The sequence below is a fragment of the Lignipirellula cremea genome (assembly GCF_056501455.1).
Map to the genome: position 1 here is coordinate 546,226 of NZ_CM151415.1, position 23,085 is coordinate 569,310.

The 23,085-nt window shown below is 66.0% G+C and carries 19 protein-coding genes; 11 read left to right on the forward strand and 8 right to left on the reverse strand.

The genetic code is table 11. The features are described 5' to 3' along the window. The first annotated feature begins 20 nt into the window (after positions 1-20). The 4 genes from SH602x_RS02200 (at position 21) to SH602x_RS02215 (ending at position 4,233) form a co-directional block, all read left to right on the forward strand. Positions 21-1,439: an NAD-dependent succinate-semialdehyde dehydrogenase gene (locus tag SH602x_RS02200; RefSeq protein ID WP_479475249.1), complete on the forward strand. Its 1,419-nt coding sequence runs from the start codon at positions 21-23 to the stop codon at positions 1,437-1,439. Between the two features lie 158 nt (positions 1,440-1,597). Continuing rightward, positions 1,598-1,924, forward strand: a complete 327-nt coding sequence (locus SH602x_RS02205) for a hypothetical protein (RefSeq protein ID WP_479475250.1) — start codon at positions 1,598-1,600, stop codon at positions 1,922-1,924. Positions 1,925-1,944: 20 nt separating this feature from the next. Further along, the gene (locus SH602x_RS02210) at positions 1,945-2,454 is read left to right on the forward strand and encodes a putative molybdenum carrier protein (protein ID WP_479475251.1); all 510 of its coding nucleotides are present in this window, start codon (positions 1,945-1,947) and stop codon (positions 2,452-2,454) included. Between the two features lie 171 nt (positions 2,455-2,625). Next, complete coding sequence (locus SH602x_RS02215) at positions 2,626-4,233, forward strand: arylsulfatase (RefSeq protein ID WP_479475252.1); 1,608 nt, start codon at positions 2,626-2,628, stop codon at positions 4,231-4,233. A gap of 1 nt (position 4,234) precedes the next feature. Here SH602x_RS02215 and SH602x_RS02220 read toward each other — a convergent pair whose 3' ends face one another. After that, positions 4,235-5,182, reverse strand: coding sequence for a hypothetical protein (locus SH602x_RS02220; RefSeq protein WP_479475253.1), 948 nt, complete (start codon positions 5,180-5,182; stop codon positions 4,235-4,237). Positions 5,183-5,527: 345 nt separating this feature from the next. On the opposite strand from SH602x_RS02220, the gene SH602x_RS02225 reads away from it, so the two are divergent. The 3 genes from SH602x_RS02225 to SH602x_RS02235 all read left to right on the forward strand — a co-directional run bounded on the left by SH602x_RS02225 (position 5,528) and on the right by SH602x_RS02235 (position 9,289). Beyond that, positions 5,528-6,772 (forward strand): GNAT family N-acetyltransferase, encoded by a 1,245-nt coding sequence (locus SH602x_RS02225; protein WP_479475254.1) that lies wholly within the window; start codon positions 5,528-5,530, stop codon positions 6,770-6,772. A gap of 71 nt (positions 6,773-6,843) precedes the next feature. Beyond that, entirely contained in the window at positions 6,844-7,941 is a 1,098-nt protein-coding gene (locus SH602x_RS02230; protein ID WP_479475255.1) for a leucine-rich repeat domain-containing protein, read from the forward strand. A gap of 43 nt (positions 7,942-7,984) precedes the next feature. After that, a complete protein-coding gene (locus tag SH602x_RS02235) occupies positions 7,985-9,289 on the forward strand; it encodes a leucine-rich repeat domain-containing protein (protein ID WP_479475256.1) in 1,305 nt (434 codons plus the stop codon). Between the two features lie 69 nt (positions 9,290-9,358). Here SH602x_RS02235 and SH602x_RS02240 read toward each other — a convergent pair whose 3' ends face one another. Continuing rightward, positions 9,359-9,766: a hypothetical protein gene (locus SH602x_RS02240; protein WP_479475257.1), complete on the reverse strand. Its 408-nt coding sequence runs from the start codon at positions 9,764-9,766 to the stop codon at positions 9,359-9,361. A 418-nt stretch (positions 9,767-10,184) separates the two neighbouring features. Here SH602x_RS02240 and SH602x_RS02245 point away from each other — a divergent pair, with 418 nt between their 5' ends. Further along, entirely contained in the window at positions 10,185-14,129 is a 3,945-nt protein-coding gene (locus SH602x_RS02245) for a secretin N-terminal domain-containing protein (RefSeq protein ID WP_479475258.1), read from the forward strand. A 125-nt stretch (positions 14,130-14,254) separates the two neighbouring features. Here SH602x_RS02245 and SH602x_RS02250 read toward each other — a convergent pair whose 3' ends face one another. Beyond that, positions 14,255-15,082, reverse strand: coding sequence for a phytanoyl-CoA dioxygenase family protein (locus tag SH602x_RS02250; RefSeq protein ID WP_479475259.1), 828 nt, complete (start codon positions 15,080-15,082; stop codon positions 14,255-14,257). A 164-nt stretch (positions 15,083-15,246) separates the two neighbouring features. Here SH602x_RS02250 and SH602x_RS02255 point away from each other — a divergent pair, with 164 nt between their 5' ends. Beyond that, positions 15,247-15,459, forward strand: coding sequence for a hypothetical protein (locus SH602x_RS02255; protein ID WP_479475260.1), 213 nt, complete (start codon positions 15,247-15,249; stop codon positions 15,457-15,459). 57 nt (positions 15,460-15,516) lie between these two features. Here SH602x_RS02255 and SH602x_RS02260 read toward each other — a convergent pair whose 3' ends face one another. The 4 genes from SH602x_RS02260 to SH602x_RS02275 form a co-directional block, all read right to left on the reverse strand. Next, positions 15,517-15,771 carry a hypothetical protein gene (locus SH602x_RS02260; RefSeq protein ID WP_479470086.1) on the reverse strand — a complete coding sequence of 85 codons (255 nt, stop codon included), beginning with the start codon at positions 15,769-15,771 and terminating at the stop codon, positions 15,517-15,519. Positions 15,772-15,886: 115 nt separating this feature from the next. Next, positions 15,887-16,603, reverse strand: a complete 717-nt coding sequence (locus tag SH602x_RS02265) for a hypothetical protein (RefSeq protein WP_479475261.1) — start codon at positions 16,601-16,603, stop codon at positions 15,887-15,889. Between the two features lie 14 nt (positions 16,604-16,617). Then, entirely contained in the window at positions 16,618-17,454 is an 837-nt protein-coding gene (locus SH602x_RS02270) for a sugar phosphate isomerase/epimerase family protein (RefSeq protein ID WP_479475262.1), read from the reverse strand. Positions 17,455-17,544: 90 nt separating this feature from the next. Further along, a complete protein-coding gene (locus SH602x_RS02275) occupies positions 17,545-17,949 on the reverse strand; it encodes a hypothetical protein (protein WP_479475263.1) in 405 nt (134 codons plus the stop codon). A gap of 207 nt (positions 17,950-18,156) precedes the next feature. Here SH602x_RS02275 and SH602x_RS02280 point away from each other — a divergent pair, with 207 nt between their 5' ends. Then, on the forward strand, positions 18,157-19,368 hold the full coding sequence (locus SH602x_RS02280; protein ID WP_479475264.1) for a M20 family metallopeptidase: 1,212 nt from the start codon (positions 18,157-18,159) through the stop codon (positions 19,366-19,368). A 204-nt stretch (positions 19,369-19,572) separates the two neighbouring features. Continuing rightward, positions 19,573-20,175, forward strand: a complete 603-nt coding sequence (locus SH602x_RS02285) for a dihydrofolate reductase family protein (RefSeq protein ID WP_479475265.1) — start codon at positions 19,573-19,575, stop codon at positions 20,173-20,175. Positions 20,176-20,910: 735 nt separating this feature from the next. Here the strand turns inward: SH602x_RS02285 and SH602x_RS02290 are convergent. Next, a complete protein-coding gene (locus SH602x_RS02290) occupies positions 20,911-22,992 on the reverse strand; it encodes a M3 family metallopeptidase (protein ID WP_479475266.1) in 2,082 nt (693 codons plus the stop codon). Between the last annotated feature and the right edge of the window lie 93 nt (positions 22,993-23,085).

Genomic DNA, 23,085 nt, shown 5'->3' on the forward strand with positions numbered 1-23,085 from the left:
CTTGGGGAGCTTGCCGCATCGTGTCCGCCGAAACCGCGAAACCGCCGACGCTTCGTTCGATCGACCCGACGACCGGGCAGACGCTCCGCACGTACGAGCCGTTCGACGAGCGCCGCCTCGCCGAAACGCTGGATCAGGCCCAGTCGGCGGAAGCGGTCTGGCGCGAGACGAGCGTCGAGGATCGCTGCGCGGCGCTCGCCCGCGTCGCCGACCTGCTCGATCATCGCAGGGAACGGCTCGCCCAACTGGCGACGGCGGAAATGGGCAAGACCATCGTCGAGTCCCGGCAGGAGGTCGAAAAGTGCGCGCTCGTCTGTCGGCATTACGCCGAGCAGGCGGCGGAGTATCTGACGCCTGAACTCCCGAAGTCTCTGGCGCCCCAGGGGGCGACAACCGAGGCGGCGAAGTCGTTCGTCCGCTTCGATCCGCTGGGGACGGTTCTCGCGGTGATGCCCTGGAACTTTCCCTACTGGCAGGTCTTCCGCTGCGCGGCGCCGATCCTCGCGGGCGGGAATCCGCTGCTGCTCAAGCACGCGTCGAACGTGACCGGCGTCGCTCTGGCGATCGAAGAGGTCTTCCAGGCCGCGAACGTCCCGTTCGGAGTCTTCCGCACGCTGCTGATCGACACGAAACGCACGGCCGACGTGATCGCCTCGCCCGTCGTGAAAGCGGTCACGCTCACCGGCAGCGAGAAGGCGGGCGCCGCCGTGGCGTCGGAGGCGGGCAAGCATCTGAAGAAGTGCGTGCTGGAACTGGGCGGTTCGGATCCTTTCGTCGTTTTCGACGATGCCGACCTCGACCTCGCGATCCCCGGCGCCGTGAAGGGCCGCATGGTCAACGCGGGGCAAAGCTGCATCGCGTCGAAGCGCTTCCTCGTCCATCGCTCGCTGCATCGGGAATTCGTCGAGCGTTTCGCGGCCGCGCTGAAAGAGCTTCGCATCGGCGACCCGACCGACGAATCGAGACAGGTCGGACCGCTCGCCCGCGAAGACCTCCGCGACGATCTGCACGAGCAGGTGACGAAGTCGATCGCCGAAGGGGCGAAGTTAGTCGTCGGCGGGGAGAGGCTCGACCGGCCCGGGTGGTTCTATCGCCCCACGCTGCTCGACGAAGTTACTCCCGGCATGACCGCCTTCGACGAGGAGACGTTCGGCCCCGTCGCGGCGGTGACGGTTTTCGACAGCGACGAAGAGGCAGTCGGCCTCGCGAACGCGACGCCCTTCGGTCTGGGGGCGAGCCTCTGGACGCGAGATCTCGACCGGGCGGAGACGTTGGCGGGACGCATCGACGCCGGCGCGGTCTTCGTCAACGAGAACGTGAAGAGCGACCCCCGTCTTCCCTTCGGCGGCGTCAAGCGATCGGGCTACGGCCGCGAACTCTCCTACTTCGGACTGCGCGAATTCACGAACGCTAAGACGGTGTGGATAGGGAACGGATGAGCGACGATGACATTTACGTCCTGTGCGACGCGCGCTCGGTTCAACAGGTCGACGCATTCTTGTCGACGTTCGCTCCTGTCCGAGAGACTCTCACAGATGAGTATGCCTTTCCCTATCTCTCAGATGAGCCTCGGGAGATATTCCGGACGCCGGAGCCGTTGATCCAGCGACTGCTAGAGAACGCCGATGAACCCTATTCCCTGTACTGGTCCGTGAGAGTCGGCGAACGTCACCAGATCGCCATGCTGTTCTTCACGACAGACGGCGCGATGATCGCGGGGTTCAGCGGATGGCCGCTCGGCCCCGAGCAGACGATGGCGCGGCTTCGTCAGGTCGTGAGCGGACGCTTCGGATACGTGGGCGGCGCTGCGCCTCCGCCGGACAGCGCGGCCGAGTTCATCGCTTTGTGCCGAAGCGCCGACCCTCCGTGTCTGATCGAAGGCGAACTGCACCTTCCGCCCGACGCATCCCGCGACTGGCCCTGATCTGCGACGATACGCGTTCCATGGAACAGGAACGCGAACAGGAATCCGATCAGCGCCCCTTCGTCGTCATCTCCGGCGGGCAGACGGGCGTCGACCGGGCGGCGCTCGACGCGGCGATCGAGCTGGGCCTGCCGCATGACGGATGGTGCCCGCGGGGGCGGCGGGCCGAGGATGGACGCCTCGCCTCGCGTTACCTGCTGCGCGAGACCGAGTCGCCCCGTTACGACGTTCGCACCAGGCAAAACGTCCTCGATTCGGACGCCACGCTGGTCCTGTTTCGCGAAACCCTTTCGGGCGGGACCGAGCTGACCTATCGCCTGGCCCTGCGCGAGGGACGCCCCTGCCTCGCCGTCGACCTCGGTCCTTCGACGGGCGAGCTTCCCGACGCTGCGTCGACGCGCGACTGGCTCAGGCGGCTGAAGATTCGCCGCCTGAACGTCGCCGGCCCGCGCCAGAGCCAGCGCCCCGGCATCTACGTGCAGGCTAAAGAGTTTCTTCTGAGCCTGCTGGCCGACGCTCCTCGTTCGTAGCGGTCGAGCCGGTTTCATGGATCGGACCAACGAGTAGGCTGCCGCCCTCTACAGGAGTATCGCAGCCGCGGGCCGTGATGAACTCGCTCACCGGTCGCGACGGTCGCGCGTGGGGATTAAAGTCATGGGGAGCCCTCCTGCCGTACGACTTCTCGTCTCCCCCGCTCGCCGATGAAATTTCTCCTCGCTCTCTGCTTCGCCTGCTCGTTCCTCGCCCTTTCTGCGACCGCATCCGCGGCGGAGCGTCCGAACGTCGTCTTCATCCTGGCCGACGACCTGGGATATTCCGACCTGGGCTGTTACGGCAGCGAGATCGCGACGCCGCATCTCGATTCGCTGGCGGCGAACGGACTGCGGTTCACGCAGTTCTATAACACTGGTCGCTGCTGGCCGACGCGGGCGAGCCTGCTCTCGGGCTTCTACGCACAACAGGTCCGTCGCGACGTGCTGCCCGGCATCCCGGGCGGAACGAGACAGTCGCGTCCCTCCTGGGCCCGACTGCTTCCCGATTACCTCGCGCCGCACGGCTATCGCAGTTACCACAGCGGCAAGTGGCACATCGACGGCCCGGTCCTCGCCGCCGGGTTCGACCGTTCGATGAACGTCAACAATCACGGCAACTTCTTCTCGGCCAAGGGGAACGCGCTCGACGACCGTCCGATTCAACCGCCGGCTGACGAGTCGGGCTACTACGCCACGACGGCGATCGCCGATCACGCGATCGACTGTCTGCGGGAGCATGCCGAACAGCACGCGGACCGGCCCTTCTTCCACTACGTCGCCTTCATCGCGCCGCACTTTCCGCTGCACGCGCTGCCGGAGGATATCGAACGTTATCGCGACGCCTATCTCGCCGGGTGGGACGCGCTGCGAACGGCGCGGCACGCCCGGCTTCAGGAAATGGGCATCGTCGATACGCCGCTGTCGGCGCTGGAAGAGGAGGTCGGGCCGCCCTATCCCTTTCCCGATCAGGTCAGGAAGTTCGGCCCTGACGAGATCGACCGCCCGCTTCCCTGGGACGAGCTGACGCCCGCGCAACAGCGCTTTCAGGCGACGAAGATGGCCATTCACGCGGCCATGGTCGACCGTATGGATCAGGAGATCGGCAGGATTCTCGACCAGCTCAAGGCGATGGGTCAGTCCGAGAATACGCTCATCTTCTTCGCGTCCGACAACGGAGCGAGCGCCGAGATGATGGTTCGCGACGGCGGACACGATCCCGCCGCGGAGCCGGGCAGCGCCGCCACGTATCTCTGCCTGGGCCCCGGGTTCTCCAGCTCCTCGAACACGCCCTTCCGACGTCACAAAACCTGGACGCACGAAGGGGGCATCAGCACGCCGCTGGTCGTGCACTGGCCTGCCGGCATCGCCGCGAAGGGCGAGCTGCGGCATGCGCCTTCGCACGTGATCGACATCGTCCCCACGATCCTCGAAGTCGCCGGCATCGAGCGTCCGAACGACTGGCAGGGGACGCCGATTCCCGACGGGCCCGGCACGAGCCTCGTCCCCGCGCTGGCGAGCGACGCGGCGCTCGAACGCGAGCCGATCTGGTGGCTGCACGAAGGCAACCGCGCGCTTCGCCACGGCGATTGGAAGCTGGTTTCCGCGAAGGGCGACCCGTGGGCGCTCTACGACCTTCGGACCGATCGGGCGGAGCAGCACGATCTCGCTGCCGAGCAGCCGGAGAAAGCGAAGGAACTCGAAGCGCTCTGGACTTCGCGCCTCGAAGCGTTCCTCCGCGAGGCTCGAACGCAGGCCGTCCCCGCAGCGTCGCGGTGAGTCAGGGATCGCCGTCTGACGGTTCGCAAGAAGCGTCGTCGCGCTCCTCGCTTGTCTTAGACAGCGAAGCGACGACGTCCGGACGATCGAAGACCGTCAGGGCTCCCGAAGCGATGTGGGCGACGTGCGCCAGGGACAGGAAGCAAAGCGCGGCCCACCCTGCGGCAGCAGGACCGGAGAAGAGGCGATCGAGCGACCAGGTCGTCTCCGCCGGCCCGAAGGCGATGAACTGCCAGAACAGGCCGAAGCCTGCCAGCGATAGCGCGGCCATGCCGACCTGCCACGTGCGGAGCGCGTTTCCGGACTCGGCAGGGGGCTTCGCGGTACTTCGGGCGACGGTGCGGGAAGGCAGCGCTTCTTCGTCGACGTCGCTTGAAGGGGCGTCGGTCGATTCGAGCTCCGTCGAACTCGGGGGACTCACGTCCCCCGCTCGCCCGGGAGCAGCGGGGGCGTCGCCTGCTTCCGATCGCCAACGCAGCATCACGACGCAGTAGAAGATCGCGACCGCGGCGCCGACCGCGAGAGGCGCGGCGGTCCAGCGGACGAGCCCCGCCGAGACGCCGGTCGAAAGGATCCTTCCCGAATCGAGGGCCCAGAGATGCTGGCCGACGTCGATCAGCGATCCGAGCCAGAAGAGCGACGCGGCCGTCCCCGCGGCGGCGATCGTCATCGCCTGCCGATGAAGGGGCGGGCCGTTCAGCTTCGCGACCTGGAACCTCGCGGCCAGCAGGGCGAACCAGCCGGAGAGCCAGAGCGCCCACAACACGATGTGGACCGCGTTCCAGTTCCACGATCCGAGCGTGAGCGTGCCGGAGCGCGCGATCTTGTCGAGCAGCGCCGAAGCGACGTATCCGCCCTGCCAGAACCAGCCGAGCGCCGCGAGCGTCATGTTGATCGCGGCGCAGCCTGACAACAGGCAGACGCCTCCCCTGGACGCGCTGACGCTCAAGCTTCGGACCCTCTTCACGGATTCGGACGGATGATCGGCCCGCATTGTAGTCTCGGAACGACAGTCGGTTTCTGAGCGGAGGGCGTGAGCCCTCCGAGGCTTGGACCCCTACACGCTGCGGCACGCTCCGAGGGTTGACACCCTCCGCTCAGGAAGGTCGCTCCGGCGTTACGACCGTCACGAGCGGAACGATCGGTGTCGCGCGGTCCACGACTCGCTTCTCGGGCCGCGGCTAAAGCGGAAAACCGCGTCCTGCACGGCGGGACGAGCCAGCCGTGTCACGCATGCCGACGTAGATTCAGCGAAGAGGAAGATCCCTGCGCCCGAACCGACTGCCGTCGATCCATGCTCCGCGTCGAAACCGTCTGGTCGCCTGAGGAGCTGCGCGGCGACGCGCACGCGTGGAACGCGCTCCTCGCGGAGACGCCGGGCGCGACGTTCTTTCGGACGCTCGACTGGCTCGACGCCTACTGGCGCCACGCCGGAGACGACGAACGGATCTTCGTGCAGAAGATCTACGAAGGCCGCTCGCCCGTCGGATTTCTGCCGCTGACGATTCGACGGGAATCCTCGCGAGCCGGCACGCTTCGCACGCTGACTTATCCGCTGCACGACTGGGGGACGTTCTACGGCCCCATCGGTCCGCGGCCCGGGGTTTGTTTGCGATACGGCCTGGCTGCCGCGCGAGAACTGGCGTGGTCGGATTCCCGCTTCGCGTTCGACTTAGTCGAACTCCGGTGGATCGATCCGGAACGGGGCGACGACGACCGGGCCGCGCAGGCGATGGAACTGGCTGGCCTGCCGAGCGTCGCCGGAACGTGGAACGAGGCGTTCCTGCTCCGTTCGCCGAGCGTCGGCGCTGGCAGCGCGGGCGAAGCCTGGCATGCCGGCCTGCCTCGCAAGTTTCGCGCGCACCTGCGCCGCATGGAAAAGCGGGCGGACGAGTCGGGCGGCTTCCGACGCGTCACGTACCGCCCTCGCGGCAGCGCCTACGGCGAAGACGATCCGCGGCTGGATCTGTACGATGAATGCGTCGCCGTGGCCGAGCGTTCCTGGCAGGCCGATCCTGACCGGGGCGTGACGCTCTGCACCCCGGCGACCGCGCCCTTTCTTTGCGACGTTCATATCGCCGCCGCGCGGGCGGGAGCGGTGCAGATCGATCTCGTGTACCTCCGCGACCAGCCGATCGCGTTCGCGTACGGCTACACCTGGAACGGGTCGTACTTCGGCCTGCGGAACGGGTTCGATCCGGCCTTCTCGGAATACGCTCCCGGCGCCGTCGCGACGGTGCAGGCGATCGAACGGGCTCTCGACGCGGGCGACCGGACGATCGACCTCGGTCCCGGATCGGGCGGCTATAAGCGGACGCTCGGCGCCCTCCCCTGCCCCATCGGCTGCCGGACGCACTTCCCTCCCTACTCGCTGAAAGCCCAACTCCTTCGCGCCAAGCGCTGGCTCCAGCCCCGCGTGCTGGGACGGTTTGACGACGCGAGACCGAAGGGAGAGGCGGTCGCGCCCCCGGCCGACGACAACGCCGCGCCGAATGTCTCCGTCGACGCGGTCGAGCCGCCGAAGCTGGTCGACGCGTAGTTCGCGTCCGTGGCGTTCGCGGGCGTAGAATCGACGACTCCCCAAGTTGCTCGCTTCCGAACTGCACGCGGATGAACGTATCAGCCGACCAGTCCGAGTTCAGAAAGTCCGCACGGAAGGAGCCGCGATCATGGCGGCTGCTGCCGCGGTTCGGCCTGAGGACGTTGTTCGTCGCCGGCGTGATCTTCTCGCTGCTGTGCGGCTACGTCGGCAAGAATCTCTATCGCGAGCGCCAGCGCGACGCGGCTCTCAAGCGTTTGCGGGCCGCCGAGGCGTACCTAACAGTCGAGACCGACGCCGCAACCAGCTACGGACTCTTAGGCGAAACGGAATCGAAATTCGATTCTCAGGTCGAACGGCATGCATCGACCCTCCAGGGGCGATTTGCGATCGCCTTCGGATTGACGGAAGCCTTTTACGTTCGCAAAGTCGATCTCCGCGACCGCTGTGGAGCAAGCGTCGATGCGGACGCTGCCCTGCGAGCGGCGACTTCGTTTCCGGAAGCGGAGTCGCTCCATCTCGAAGGACCGCGTTATTCCGACGCCAGCATCGCGCTAATCAATCGCTTCTCGAACCTGCGCGAGCTCGCGCTCAGCCGGACGAGCATCTCCGGCGCCGGACTCGCCCGCATCGAGCGTCCTGAACGGCTCGAACGGCTCAATTGGTTCTCCCTCGGTCCGATCGAGGCGGGCAATGCGCGCGGCCTCGTCTCATCGATGGGACGAATGACAGGGCTGCGCGAGCTCTACCTCTACTCGGTACCGGTCAGCGCCGAAGAGATGGAGATTCTTGCGAGTCTCAAGTCGCTCGAAGACGTCTGTCTGATCGGCGTCGAGACTCGCGACGACGGCGGAGTGGGCGCTCTCGCGACGCTGCCGCGGTTGAGAAAGCTGCAGATCATCTCGGGCGATTTCACCGACGAAGACGCGGCCTGTTTCGCGGAGGCCGCCTGCCTTCACGAGCTCCGGTCGATCCACACGCAGATGACGGACGCGGGCGTCGCCGCTCTTCTGCAGTCTGCGTCGCTGCGTCGTCTCGCGGTCAGCGAGCCCGTCACGTTCGAAGCCGCTCGCCGATTCTCCGAGACTCGACCGGAATGCATCGTCGTTCATCGACCTCGCGGCGGCGGCGACGTGAAAATGAAAGCCGGCAAGCAAATTCCTTTGTGATGGCTTCCGCGCGAATAGGTGTCGACGCCTCGGGAACGTAGCGATGGACGACTCAGCCGAGGAATCCCACGACAGCAGGTCTGCACGCAAGTCGCCGCGGTCCTGGATATTGCTGCCGCGGTTCGGACTGAGGACGCTGCTGATCGTCGGCGTCGTCGGATCGATACCGCTCGCGCTCGCGGGGCGGGAGCTTTATCGCCTGCGACAGGAAGCGGCGGCGACGGAGACGCTGCTCAGCGCGGGCGCTGGCATTGCGTTCGAGCACCAGCGCAACGAAGACGGGGCATGGAGCTCTCAGCCGCCTCCACCGCCGGATCCGTACGAACTGAACTGGCTCCTGGGAGAGCGGTTCTTCGCCCGTCCGGTGAGGGTCACCCTCTCATCGGACGACGGCGCCGACGATCGACACATCTCGTTACTGACGCGACTGTCGAAGCTGGAAAAGGTCGGTTTGTACGGGGCGAACTTCACCGACGCCGCCATCGAGCCGCTGGGTCGTTGCCGGACGCTCAAGGAACTGTCGCTGCACGATACGAGGATCGGCAGCGAAGGATTTTCGCGGCTCGCGAATCGCAAGCAGATCGAGATTCTCACATTCTCGGGCAGTCCCGACGACGAGGCCCTGGATGCGATTCTCGGCGTCGGATCCTTGGGGAACCTGGAGCAGCTCGCGCTCCACGAACCTTACCTGACGCGGAAGCGGTTGCGGGCAATCTCCGAACTAGAGCATTTGCAGGTCCTGTTCTTCGCCGAGCCCACCGGAGTCGAAGCGGGCGTCTTCGGGGAATTGTCCGATCTGGATTCGCTGACGACGCTGACGTTCGCCTATCCCGAGAAGGCGCCGATGGACGACGCGGATCTCGCTGCGCTCGCGGAGATGGAGTCGCTGGCGTGGCTCGACTTCAACGGAAAGCACGTGACGGACGCGGGCCTTGAATCGCTGGCGAAGAGGACGACGCTGGAGCGATTACGCTTCCAGTCTCCGAACGTCACCGATGCTGGGCTCGCTTCGCTGGCGAAGTCGAGCAAGTTGGAGCAGTTGTATCTTCAGGCGCCGAAGGTGACGGACGCAGGAATCGCGGCGCTGGCCGACATGGAAACTCTGGAGGAGTTCGGCATCGAAGAGGCGCAGATCACGGACGCGGCCTTGGAGTCGCTGGGTCGTCTTCCGAATCTGAAGCGCCTGATACTGGACGAGGGAGTGTCCGAAGCGGCGGCTGCAAGGTTCGCCGCCGCACATCCGAAGTGCGACGTTCGACTGAACGTCAATGGCGACTACAAGTGGATAGCGCCCGCCGCCTCGACGGGGGATTCGGAAGCTTCGGCGGAAGCCGAGAAGGCGCCCTGATCGATCGGCTCCTGCGAAACGGCTTCCTTGTGCCGGCAGGCTCCTCCGCGTCGTCAGGCGAGGCCTGACCTACGGAAGCGCGGGCTCTTCCTCCGCCGCTTCGAGCGCGAACAGCGCGGCGCGGCGGACGATGCCGTGCGAGGAGGTGCAGAGCCGTTCGAGCAGGTCGCGATGTTCGCGGGCGACGGAGGGATTCCGCTGCAGGATGAAGATCAGGCTCGCCTGGCGAACGGGAGGAGCTTTCTCGAGTTCGGCAAGGAACGCGGCCTCGTCCGATTGCAGGCGGGCGAAGGCGGCGTCGAGTTCCTCCTCCGTAAGCGGACGGTTGTGGTCGTCGACCGCGTACGATTCCTCCACGATCGGCGGCGGCAGCGAACGAGCCTGCGGATCGGCAGGCGTTCGGCTGCAGCCGAGGACGACGGCGAACAGCAGCGCAGTCAGCGTCGTTGCAGTCGCGAGAACCGTTCGAGGCGTCATTGTCCGAAGAGTCGGCGAAACCTGACGCGGGTTCGGCTGGTACCCCCCTCGCCGGCCCTTGCGGGCGTTCCCGACGGTACGGGACCGTCGTTCGAAAGCGTCTCCCTGCATCTGTCCCCTCCTTTCGCTACGCCCGGTCTGACGCGATTCGTCGGCGCCGCCGCGTTTTGGAGGCGAAGCGGCCGGCGAAAGTTCCCCCGGTTGCACGAAATCGCTCGACCGGTCGTAACGGCGTTGAATAATTGGGCGACCGTGGCGATTGGGCCGCGTGGCGAAGAGGTACGGTGCGAAAACGCCGCAACCTGTACGCTGACCTAGAGTTTAAGGCCTGCGGCCCGGCCGCAGAGGGCGACGGGCGCTCCGCGGCGTCCTAATCCGCGTATCGATCGTGTTCCGGCAGCGCTTGTAAAGGTTACCGATGGCAGGGTTTCCGAAGATCCGAAGATTCGCGGCCACGGCGGCGCTCGCGGCCCTGTTGCCGGCGATTGCGCTGCAGATCGCGTACGCGGCCGACCCGGACCTGCTCGGTTACGCCGCGCTTCTGGACGAGGCGCAGGTCAAAGAGCGCCTGAATCTGAGCGACGAACAGGAAGAGCAGGCGATCAACCTGCTGCGGGAACGGGAGAACGAAGCGGTCAAGACCGCGCTGCAATTGCGCGACCTGCCCGAGGCGGAACAATACGCCAAGCTCGCCCCTGTCATCGCCGAATCGGAACGGCTCGCGCGGGAAATGCTGGACGAAACGCAACGGAAAGAATTCGATCGCATCCGCGTCAGTCGGAAGGGGCCGAGCGCCCTCGCCGAAGCGGAAACGTCGGTGCAGTTCGCGTTGACCGAAGAGCAGCGCCAGCAGGTCGAAATGCTGGTGGCGGAGCGGACCACGGCCGTCGCCGAGGCGGCAGCGGCAGAACGCGATGCGGTCGGCGCTACGTTCGATACGCAACTGCTCGCCGCGCTGACGCCCGAACAGCGTCAGGACTGGGAAGCTTTCGTCGGAGCGCCCGCCGTCGCGGCGGATGCTCCCGCGACCGGAAACCCGGCATCGGGTTCGGCTCGGCTGCCGCGGATCCCGACGCCGGACGAACGGATGGCCGACGATGCGGACCGAAGCGGCCCCGCGACCGACGTCGCCGAGCGGCTGGAGAACGTCCAGTTGAAGCTCTCCTTTCGCGATACGCCCTGGGCGAGCGTCATCGAGTGGCTGGCCGACCGGGCGGGCCTCTCGCTGAACATGGGCGCGCCGCCCGCGGGAACGGTGAACTACGTCGACCCCCAGCCCTACTCGCTGGGGCAGACGCTCGATCTCCTGAACGGTCTGCTGCAGACCGAAGGACATCGGCTGATCCTCAAGGGTCGAATGCTGATTCTGGTGAACCTGCAGGATCCGATCCCGCCGACGCTGATCGATACGGTCGCGCCGGAAGACCTGGACGATCGCGGGCGATACGAACTGCTCCGCACCACGTTCAAGGTCCGATCGCTTCCGATCGAGCAGGCGGTCGAAGTCGTCGCCGCGCTCGTCGGACAGGAAGGGACCTACATCGGCCTCCCCTCGTCGGGTCAGATCATCGTGACCGCGACGGGGCTCAAGCTGCTCGACATTCGCGAGTTCCTCGCCGAAGCGGAAGGTGCTCGCGCGGGAGGCGGTTTCTCCGCAGTCGATCTGGAACACCGCATCGCCGATGAACTGATGATGACGATTCGCCCTCTGCTGGGCATCGCGGAAGGCGCTTCGGCGACGCCGGATGATTCGCTGCGCATCGCCGTCGATCCCTCGGGCACGAAGTTCCTGGTTTCGGGAACGCCGCAGGCGGTCGACCGCTTCACGAGCATCGTCGAGGCGCTCGACGTGCCGGACGTCGCCGGCGCCGGCGCGGGAACTTCCGAAGCGCCTTACTTCGATTCGTATCCCGTCGGCGCGGGCGACCCGCAGTTGACGCTGAAGGTGTTGCAGACGCTTCTCGCCGGCATCCCGGACGTACGTCTGGCGCTGAACGAGGGGAACGGTTCGATCGTCCTGCTCGCTCGCCCCGCCCAGCATGAAACGGTGAAGTCGGCGCTCGGCCTGATGGATCGCGACCCGCGCGAAGTGGAGGTGATCAACCTTCGCATCGTCGAACCGACGCGGGCGATGGACGCCATCAACCTGCTCTTCGGCGGTCGGCCTACGTCGGCGCCGGCGGCTCCAGCGGCGAACGGTCAGCCGGCGGCCGCTCCGGCCATGGCGTCGAACGCGCCGGTGGTCGTAGCCGACACGCTCAACGCGATGCTGTTCGTGCGCGGCAACGCGGCGCAGATCGCACAGATCAAGCAACTGCTTCAGAAGATGGGCGAAGTCGAATCGGACGGAGAGTACGCCAGCGATCGCGGCAACATGCGCATCATCTCCGGGCTGACGGATCGCCAGGCGCATCGAGCCCTCTCGGACCTGCAGGCCGTCTGGCCGAACGTTCGCGAGAACCGCATCCGCGTCGTGACGCCCTCGGAACTCTCGAGCGAACGCCTTCCGGGCGGCTCGATCGAAGAGCGTCGCTCCTATGCTCCCGCGTCCTCGCCTGCTGCCGGAGCCTCGGGCGCCGGCAACGGTTCGCCCGCGATGAACGGCACGACCGGAGAACCGAACGGCCGAGCGCCGGCCGGTTTCGATCCGGCGGCGTCGGGTCCTCGCCCGGGCAACTCGAACGAAGCCGGTCCTGAACGGGCCAGCGCCCTGACGATTCCGCGCGAACTGGCGGAGCAACTGACGCCGGAGCAGATTCAGCAACTTCAGAACCTGGGCGTCGATCGAAGCGTGTTCGAAGAGTTGGGCGTCCCTCTGCCGCGGATTCCCGCTCCGGGCGCCGGCGGCTTCCCGCCGAACCTTCCCCCCCCGCCGGCCGTACGCCCGGCGCCCCTTCCCGGCGGTCCGGCCGCCTCGGAACCGGAAGCCTCGCTGGGAACCCCCTCGTTCGATCGCTCGGCTGACAACCGTTCGCCGCGTGGCGTGCCGGTTCAGTTCGTGAGCCTGCAGGAGACGCAGCCTTCGCCTGAGTCCGACGCCGACCTTCCTCCGCTGGGCGAGAACTTCGAAGAGCCCGCTTCGGAAGAGGCGATCCCCGCCGACGACTCGATCGACGCCGATGATCCCGCGATGGATGAACCCACCGGCGATGAACCCAGCGGCGACGAGCCTGCGGCGAATGACGCAGCCTCCGAAGCGCCCGCGGAACAGGGCCCTCCTGCCGAGGTAATCGTCAGCGTGACGCCGAGCGGCATCGTCGTGGCGTCGAAAGATCAGCGGGTCCTGGACGAAATCGAACAGTTCCTCAATCAGTTCGCCCAGAACAGCGCTCTCGGTCCGCATACGACGGTCTTTTACCTGAAGCACGAAACGGCGAGCGCGGCCAAGCAGATTCTCGAGCAGGCGCTGACCGGTGAAACCGATACGGGCGGCGACATGGCGGGCGGACTGCTGGGCGACATCGCTTCGCAGGCGATGGCGGACGTCGGAGGGGGCCTTCTCGGAGGTCTGCTCGGCGACAGCGGTACGTCGACCGCTTCGGGCGAGTTCGTGATCGTCGCGAACGACCGACTGAACGCGCTGCTCGTGCAGGCGAACCCGATGGACCTCGAACTGATCGAGGACCTGCTTACGGTCATCGATCGGGAGCGAAGCCCGGAGGAGATTCTCACCGCCGGCTCTTCGCGCGTGATCAAGCTCGAGAACCTCCAGGCGCCCGCCGTGGCTGAGCAGGTCAAGGCGGTCTTCGCCGATCGCATGGAACAGGGCGGACAAGGCGGCCCGGGAGGTCGCGGAGGCGGCGGAGCGCCGTCGCCTGAGGACTTCATCCGCGCGATCGCCGGCGGCGGCGGACGCGGAGGTCGCGGGGGCGCTGGCGGCGGAGGCGGAGGGGCCGCGCCGGCTCCGCCGAAGATGACGGTCGGCATCCTCGAAGCGAGCAATTCGCTCATCATCCGAGCGCCGGAACCGTTGCTTTCGGAGGTCGAACGACTGGTCAAGGATCTCGATTCCGGGGCCCAGGCGGAGACCAGCGAAACGATGCAGGTCGTCCACATGCGGCACGCCGCCGTCTCGTCGATCCAGGCTTCGCTCGAGTCGATCCTGGGCGAGCAGGCGACCATCACCAGTTCGGGTCCGACCACGGATACGAATAGCGCGGGCGGTTCCTCCGGCGGATCGTCGCGCCCGTCGTCATCCTCCGGCGGCGACTCGAACCGCGGTTCGAGCAACGACGACGACGCCCGGCGTCGCGCCTTCTTCGACGCCATTCGCCAGCAGAGCCAGCGCGGCGGCGGCGGAGGTCCTCCCGGCGGCGGCGGCGGCGGACCGCCGGGCTTTCCCGGCGGTGGACGGGGGCGGTAACGACTCGCATCGGCGAACGCTACGAGCGGGTCTTTGCTGAGCGGGGGGTGTGAACCCCCCGAGTCCGAATCAGTCGTTGCGCCTAAAGCTCGGGGGGCACACCCCCCGCTCAGCACGCGCGAGTTTCACGCCTGCTCCGGCGTCGCGATCTCGGGTTCCGTTTCCTTGCGATGGAACGCCGTCGAGGCGCTGTCGGTCCGAGCGCCGCAGGCGAGGATCGCCGCATCGTCGACGATCGACAGCGGCGTGTACTGCGGATGGTGGTGCTCGCGAAACGGGTCGTTCGACGCCCGGTTCCAGCAGTAGATCAGCCCCCATCGCGGACGATCGCTCAGGTTCTGATCCGACGCGTGCAGCGTGTTGCCGTGGAAGAAGAAGGCGTCTCCCGGATCCATCTCGCAATAGATCCGCTCCAGCCGATCGAGGGCCAGCTTTACTCGCTCGGGGTCGGCGCCGGTCTGGTTGCCGATCCGGACATGATCGATGCGGCCTAGTTTGTGCGAGCCGCGGATCGCCTGCAGGCAGCCGTTCTCCCGGTCGCATCGGTCGACCGCCACGAAGACGCTGAGCATGTCCGGGAACAGGCAGTTGGCGTACCAGTAGCCGTAGTCCTGGTGCCACTCCCACGCGCCCCCTTCGCGAGGCTGCTTGGCGCTCAGCTTGGAGTGGTAGTGATAGACCTCGCCCCCCAGCAGGGTTTCGACCGCGGACACCATCCGCCGGGAGCGGGCGATCATGCCGTACAGGTCGTCGCCCGGATGATTCCAGAGCGCGAGATCGGTCCGCTTGCCCGAGGCGTCGCGAATGTCCATCGCGTTCGCCAGTCGCTGGTCGTCGGCGCGGACCGTCTTCTGCAACAACTCCGTCTCTTCCGGCGTCAGGAATCCGCGGGCGAGGTAGTAGCCGTCGCGGTCGAACGCCGCTTCGATCTCGGCAGTCACGCGAAAGGTCATCGAACGGGCTCGCGGGTAGAGAGGTGAGATCGCGACCGGCTTCCCGGCAAGCTTAGGAGAAAAATCGCCGTTCTTCGATGCGATCGGGCGGGCGACGTCTATGCTGATCGTCGTCGATCCTCTCCAGCGCCTCAAGCCTTGGACGAACGTCCGGGACATGCCGTATGGTCAACGCCGCGAAGAACCGTCGTCTCCTTCTGAACTCCGCGCTCTGGATTCTGGCGATGGCGTTGCCGGCGTTCTTCTACATCGCGCTGGCGACGGCCAAGTTCCCCTGGCCGATCGTCATGCCTCTGCTGCTGATCGGCCCGATGCTGATCTCGAACAAGTTCGTCGCGGAGGCGGGCGAACGGATGGACGATCGGTCCGACAGTTAACGACGCCGCCGAGTCCGAACGAAGTCGGTCGCTTCGCGCGACTCGGGTCGCGACGAACTACGAGTTGGCGGACCCGATGACGACGAGCAGGTTGAGGAGGCCGTAGACCACCATCGACCCGACGCCCAGCACGATCGCCACGATCGCGTGGACCTTCCCCTCGCCGTTGATCTTGCCGGCCTGGATCAGGCCGATGACGCCCAGGATGATCGCGGGGATCGCGAACGCGCACCCGCACAGCGGGATCAGCGCGGCGAAGCCGAGGTAGTACCCGATGAGGGCGGGCTTGTTGTTGACCGGGATCATCGACATGGCTGCGGTCTCGGCGAAAAAGGGGGCGAAGAGGAAACGATAAGTCGCGACGGATCGAACTTCCGCCTAGCTTATCGACTCTCCGCGGCTGCCGAGCGACGGCGCCGTGAGAAAATCACCGCGGTCCAGGCGGAGGCAGGGGCGGAAGCGGAGGAGGAACCGGCACTCGCGGAACCAGCGGCGGAGGAACAGGCCCGGGCGGAAGCGGCGCCGGAACGCCAGGCAGCGGCGCCTGCCGGATCCTCTCGATCCGCGGCGAGGCGATCACGACCCGCACGGCCCGCTCCGGCCTCGTTCCGTCCCGCAACCGCTGCTCGGGTCGCGGCGAGAGTTCGATCGAGATAAGCGGCCCGCGGATCCGCAGCATGTCCCCCCGTCGCAGCGACCGGGCGAATTCCAGCGGCAGCGTCGGTGGTCCGACGACCAGCGCGGGCGAGAGTCGCGTTCCGCCGAGGTAGGCGCCGTCCGGCTTGTCGAGAAATTCGACCAGCGGCCCCTGAATCTCGCCCAGGTCCTGAAAGAAGCGGACATGCACCCGCTGGTCGTCGACTCGCACGACGCGGGCGAAGATTTCGACGGGACGTCCGACCTGACGGCCGGCCTGCTCGATCGCTGAGCCGAGATGCTGTTCAAGCAGGATCGCGTTGTCCCAGTATTCCCGCTGGATCGCCTCGACCTTTCGCTCGATCGCGAGCAGGCGCTGCTCCGTTAGCGGCTCGGCGTTCGGCGGCGCGATCGGAGGCGGAGGCGGGGCGATGCCGGGCGGGGGAGCCACGGGAGGCGCCGGTTGGAGGAGAACGATCGCGAGCGCCAGGTTCAGCAGGCCGTGCATAACTCCGTCTCCGGTCAGTTCCGCAGGTCGATCGTCCGCATCAGACGATCGGTGGCGTCGTAGGCTTCGCGAACCCACTCGACGATCTTGTCCGGCTCGGGCGAGTATTCCAGTTCGATCGAAATCGCGCCGTCGATATTAAGGGCCTTGATCTCCTGAAGGTAAGGCTCGAACGGAACGACGCCCCGTCCGGGCGGCAGATCGCCGTGCACCTTTCCGTCGCAGTCGGAGATGTGGACGTGGATCGCCCTGCCCTGCAGCCGCCGCAGTTCCTCCGGCCCGACGCCAGCCAGAACCAGGTGCGAAACGTCGATATTCGCGCTCACCTGCTCGTGATCCGCGTCGTCGAGGAAGCGGACCATCGCATCGACGGAGTTCAGCAGCGACAGCGGAAAGGGTTCCAGTTCGAGCGCGATCGCGACGCCCAGCCTTCCGGCGTAATCGCCCAACGCGCAGCACTCTTCGACCGCCCAGCGCCACTGCTCCGCCGGCGGGATGACCTCCTGGTTCCAGATATACTCGCCCAACACCAGGAGGACGTTTTGCGCGTCGTACTCGTAGGCCAGGTCGAGGTACTTCTCGACCCGCTCGCGATGAAAGCGCCGGACGCTCCGGTTGAGGTCGATCAGGCCCGTCGCCACGCAGCAGATCGAAACGATCGGCAGCCCCTGCGCGTCGCACTCGCGCTTGATCGTCTTACGTTCGATCGGATCGAGGTCGAGCGGATCGGCGAAGAGGTCGATCGAGTCGAAGCCGATCTCGCGCGTCTGCCGAATGCCGAACGCGACCGGCTTGCCCGCCTGCACCCACGCGGAGTTAATGAGCCCGAGTTTCAAGAGATACCTCTTCATAGAAGAGAAGTTTGACTGCCGTATCAGATTGCCGCATCTCGTAGGGTGGGCCTTGGCCCACCTTTCGCTCATCGCGTAAGGTGCCTTGAATCATGGATCTGAAGTTGCAGGCCGTGGCGGAACTGCCGCAGCAGGCGCTTCGTTCAATTCGACATTCTTCGCGCTTCGAAGCGCAGCGTTCAGCACTTCGCAGCTCAATAAGAAATAGGCCTCGGTCCAAGATATCGCATGACGTTTGCCGTATAGCTCGATCTGACGCGGCCAGCCGCCTGCCTCGTATTTGATCCGGTACTTCTTGACGATGTGCCTGGCAAGCATGTGAAGGAACGTGCACTGTCCCTCGGATCCGCTCACATATCCTTGGAGGTAGGCGACTATCGCATTCTTCTCAACTCCGAAAATGTACATGTTCGGCCGAGTGTTGAAGTGAATCAGGTGCCTGACGACTTCGGCTCGCATGGGCGCGACTTCTTTATTCACTTCGTCGGGCGTCATGCGAGTCCTCCTCGTCGAGTTCTCGGATCGAGCATTGCGTTCGGTTTTTATCGCGATTTGCCGCGAGCGACTCCCCATTGAAACTCGTGAGCACGACAGGTGGGTAAACACCCGCCATACGAACAGGGCGCCGACGTCGTAGCACGTTCGCTAGAATAGCCGCCGCGACGTAGGCGAGCGAGCAGCGCAGCTCTTCAGGAGGCCGGGGTGAGCGACGATCCGATCGAACTGCTGACGCAACTGGTGCGCATCCCCAGCGTCAATCCGATGGGCCGCGCCGTCGATGGCTCAGGGAGTCGCGACTACGGAAACATCTGGCTCGAAGGGCGCCTGACCGCGTTCCTGCTCGATCGCCTGAACGGCGGCGCCTTCAAGATCGACGTGCAGGAGGTCGAGCCCGAGCGGTCGAACCTGCTCGTGACGCTTCCGGCTGCGACGCCGCCGGGCAAGGGAGGTCGCTGGCTGCTGTGGGACGTTCATCAGGACACCGTGCCGATCGACGGCATGGTCGTTCCTCCCTTCCAAGCCCTGCGCGAGAACGGGCGCCTCTACGGGCGCGGCGCCTGCGACGTGAAGGGCTCCATGGCCGCGATGCTGGTCGCGCTCGAACGCCTGCGCGAGGTTCCCGCCGGCAAGCGACCGACCGTGACGCTCGTGCTGTCGGTCAACGAGGAGTTCGGCTTCAGCGGCGCGTCCGACGCGGCCAGGAAGCTGACCGGCGGCGAGATCTATCCGGCCCGGCCTGACGCCGCGATCATCGCCGAGCCGACGGAGTTTCAGGTCGTCGTCACGCACAAGGGAGTCGTCCGCTGGCGGATCGAGACGCGGGGCAAGGCCTGCCATTCCAGTTCGCCTGACCAGGGCGACAACGCCATCTATCGCATGGGCCGCGTCCTCGCTGGCCTCGACGAATACGCGAAGACCGTGGTCGGCACGCTCGGTCACGAGCCGCTGCTCGGCAGTCCGACGCTTTCGGTCGGAACGATCGCGGGCGGCGTGAGCGTCAACACGGTGCCCGACTTCTGCACGATCGACGTCGACCGTCGCATGGCGCCCGACGAAGACGGCGCCGCGGCGATCGCCCACGTCGCCGAGTGGCTGAAGGCTCGGGGGCTGGCGGAAGGCGTCACGCACAGCGAGCCGGTCATGTCGAGTCGCGGCCTGAAAGCGGCGGGAGGAGAGCTCCTCGCCGATACGGTCCTCGCCGCGACGAACTCCGCGGGCATCGCCAGCGCGAAGGTCGGCGTCCCCTTCGGCACCGACGCGCCGGCCTATTCCTGCCTCGGCATCCCCGCCGTCGTCTGGGGCCCCGGCTCGATCGCCCAGGCTCACACCAAGGACGAGTGGATCGAGGAATCCGCGGTGCATGCCTACGTCGACCTGCTGGTCGAGCACGCGATGCGGTTCGCGGAGGCATAGCGCTTATCGCTTCGACGGACCGGCCTGACTTGTCATCTGCTCCTTCGGGTGGCACTGGCTTTGCCAGTGTAGAATCCTCGTTCGAGTCGACCATCGGAGTCGACACGGTCCCCGCTGCACACTGGCGGAGCCAGTGCCACCCGAGAAGAGCCAGACCCGACGGTTGCGGCTTCGCCCGCACTGCAAAGGATGAGGTCCCGCACGATGCGTTGCTCCGTCTTCATCGGGACGAGCCTGGACGGGTTCATCGCGCGGTGCGACGGATCGATCGACTGGCTCGATTACCGCAGCGGACCGGCGTCGCCCGGCGAGGACTTCGGCTACAAGGCGTTCTTCGAGACGGTAGACGTCCTGATCATGGGACGTAAGACGCTGGAAGTCGTGCTCGCGTTCGACCTTCCTCAGTGGCACTACGGCGACAAACCGATCGTCGTTCTCAGCCGGACGTGGAAGGAAATTCCGGAACGCTGCCCTGCCTCGGTCATGCTCAGCGATCTGTCGCCTGCGGAGCTTGTCGCGAAACTCGCTGCCGAGGGCAAGCGTCGCGCGTACATCGACGGTGGCGAGACGATTCAGAGCTTCTTCGCCGCGGGCCTGATCGACGACCTGACGATCACGCGGGTTCCGATCCTGCTCGGCGACGGCATTCCGCTGTTCGGGTCGATGATCAGCGAAACGCCGCTCGTGCATGAGAGCACGCGGGCATACGACTGCGGTCTGGTGCAGTCGAAGTATCGGGTGAAGCTAGCGGAGGGAGCGGGCTTGCCGTCGCAGTCTCAAGTGGAGCGACTAGGGCTGAGTAGCTGAGTTAGAAGGAAAAGGCGCTCCTTCGACGGCACGGACGCTCGTTACTTCTGTCCTCCGCGACGTAGGGCGCGTCCACAGAAAGTCGACTGTGGGCTGAACGTATGCAGCGAGGACCGCAATGAGGATGACCATCGCGACGAGCGGCAGTCTTCTCGCGAACCAGAAACCGCAGATCGCGCCCAGAATAGTCGCGACGAAGATGGCCAGTTGCGCCAGCGCCGGAATCGAACTGTCGATTCCTGTCGCCATCGCGACCCACATCGAAAGCAGGAAGCCTGCCGGCGCTCCCACGAAAAGTGAGGTCAGGAACGCGACCAGTATCCGATCGTTCTGTCTCCAGAGTTCTTCGTTCAGGAGCGGAGCGAGCCTTCGGATCTCTTCGTCGGAAACGGACATCGGCGAACTCCAGGTCATAGGAGCCAAGTCCCTCACTTTAAGCGAAGCGAGAGCGTGCTGCGACTGAGCCTTCGTCGGCAGATCGAAGAGCTACGCGTCGACCTTCAGTTTCGTAGGGTGGGTCTTGACCCACCTGTCGTTCACACAAGATTCGATGCCGAGTCATCGGCAGGCGCTGCGTTGCACGTCGATAGCGCAGGATCGAGCGCAGATCTTCGTCGAGGACAGTGAGAAGGTCAGGTGGGTCAAGACCCACCCTACGAAGAAGGCATGAGCAGAACGAAGCCTCGGAGGGCTGACGCCCTCCGCTCGCCTGAAAGAGCGACGTCGATCGCCTCGCTACGCCTTCAGCAATCCGTTGTGCCGCAGCAACGCCTCCGTCGACGGATCCCGGCCGCGGAAGGCGCGGTAGACGACCTGGGGGTCTTCGGAGCCGCCGAGGGCGAAGAGCGTGTCGCGGATCTTGCGGCCCCACGACTGCACCGCGGCCTCGTTATCGAGCCCCGCTTCTTCGAAGGCGGAGAAGGCGTCGGCGCTGAGCACCTCCGACCACTTGTAGCTGTAATATCCGGCGGAGTAGCCCCCCGCGAAGATGTGCGTGAACGCACAGAGGAACCGATCGTCCGGCAGCGAGGGGAGCGGGCTCAGGCTGTCGTTGATGCCGCGGAAGACCTCGAACGGCGTGCCGTCGGTCTTGGGATCGTAGTCGCCGTGCAGCTTCATATCGGTCTGGCCGAAGATCAGTTGCCGGGCGAACATGCTGCCCGCGCGGAAGGTCTTCGCCGCCTTGAGCTTGGCGAACAGCTCGTGCGGCAGGGTCTCGCCCGTCTCGACGTGCTTCGTCATGCCGCGGAGCGTCGGCTCGTGCAGGCACCAGTTCTCCATGAACTGGCTGGCGATCTCGACGGCGTCCCACTCGATGCCGGAGAGGCCCGAGACGTCCGCTTCGTCCACGACGGTCAGCATCCCCTGCAGGCCGTGGCCGAATTCGTGGAACAGGGTTTCGACTTCGCCGAAGCTCATCAGCGAGGGCGTGCTGCCCACCGGCGGCGTACCGTTGCAGACCAGATGGACCACCGGCAGCGTCGGCTTGCCTTCGAGGATGCGGCGGTTGACGCACTCGTTCATCCACGCCCCGCCCCGCTTGTCGGCAGGACGCGAGTAGGGATCGAGGTAGAAGCCGGCGATCTCCTCGCCCGATTCGTTCCGTACGCGGAAGTATTGGACGTCGTCGTGCCACCGCGGCGCCGCGGCGTCGTCACGCTCGATCGCGATGCCGAAGAGCCGCTCCGACAGCGTGAAGAGTCCCTCCAGCACGCGCGGCAGCGGAAAGTAGGGGCGGAGCTGCTCGTCGGTGAACTCGAACCGCGACTCGCGCAGCCGTTCCGACCAGAAGCCGATATCCCACTGGGCCAGCGGATTCGTTTCGTCGTTCTTCGCGGCCAGATCGTTCAGTTCGGCCAGATCCTTCGCCGCGGCGGGCTTCGCGGCCTGGCTGAGTTCGTCGAACATCTTCTGGACCGCATCCGGCGACTTCGCCATCTTCGACGAGAGCGAGTACTCCGCGTACGACTTGTATCCCAGCAGCGCGGCCTGCTCCTTGCGAAGCGAGAGGATCCGGTCGATCAGAGGCGTGTTGTCGAGCTCGCCCGATGACGCGCGGGTCATGAACGCGCGGTAGAGGGCCTCGCGATCCGCTCGGTCGCGGTGATGCTGCATAAAGGGGGTGAAGCTCGGCCCGTCGAGCGTCACCCGCCAGGGACCGGCCTCGGGCGTGGCTTTCTCTTTCTTCGCCTGCTCGTACGACTGCGCGGCGAGCGCCTTGAAGCTGGCGGGCCAACCCTCCGTCTTGGCCGGATCGGTGATGATCAGCTCGTACGCCTTGGTCGCGTCGAGGACGTGGTTCGAGAAATCCGACGAGATCTTCGACAGTTCCTGGCTGATCTCGTTGAAGCGGGCACGTTCGGCGTCGGGCAGTCCCACGCCGGCCTGCTCGGCGGCGATCAGGCGCCAGCGAATGGCCCGCCGCTTGGCGACGTTCAGGCTCTCCCACTCCGCCCCTTCGCGGAACGCCTTGAGCCCTTCGTAGACGGGCTTGCTCTGCGAGACCTTCAGGCCGAACGCGACGACCTCGGGCAGGACCTCTTCGTGGGCCTTGCGCAGCTCGGGCGAGTTCTTCACCCCCATGAGGTGCCCGACCGGCTGCCAGGTCCGCTCGTAGGGGAGGCTCATTTCCTCCAGCGACGTCATCAGGCCGGCCCAGGTCGGCACGACGTTCGATTCGATCGCCTGGAAGCGTCGTTCGAGGTCGGCGAGCATCTCCCGCACCGCCGGCACGACGTGCTGGGGCTCGACGAGGTCGTAACGCGGCAGGCCGGTCTGGATGAGCAGCGGGTTTTCGGCGGATTCGATGGCGGACATTGCGGTTCCGTCGGTCGATGATTCGGTAAAAGCGGCGCGACAGACGCCCCTCGCGAGTCTATAGAACGGCGAGCGGCAGGCGTAAGCCCCCTG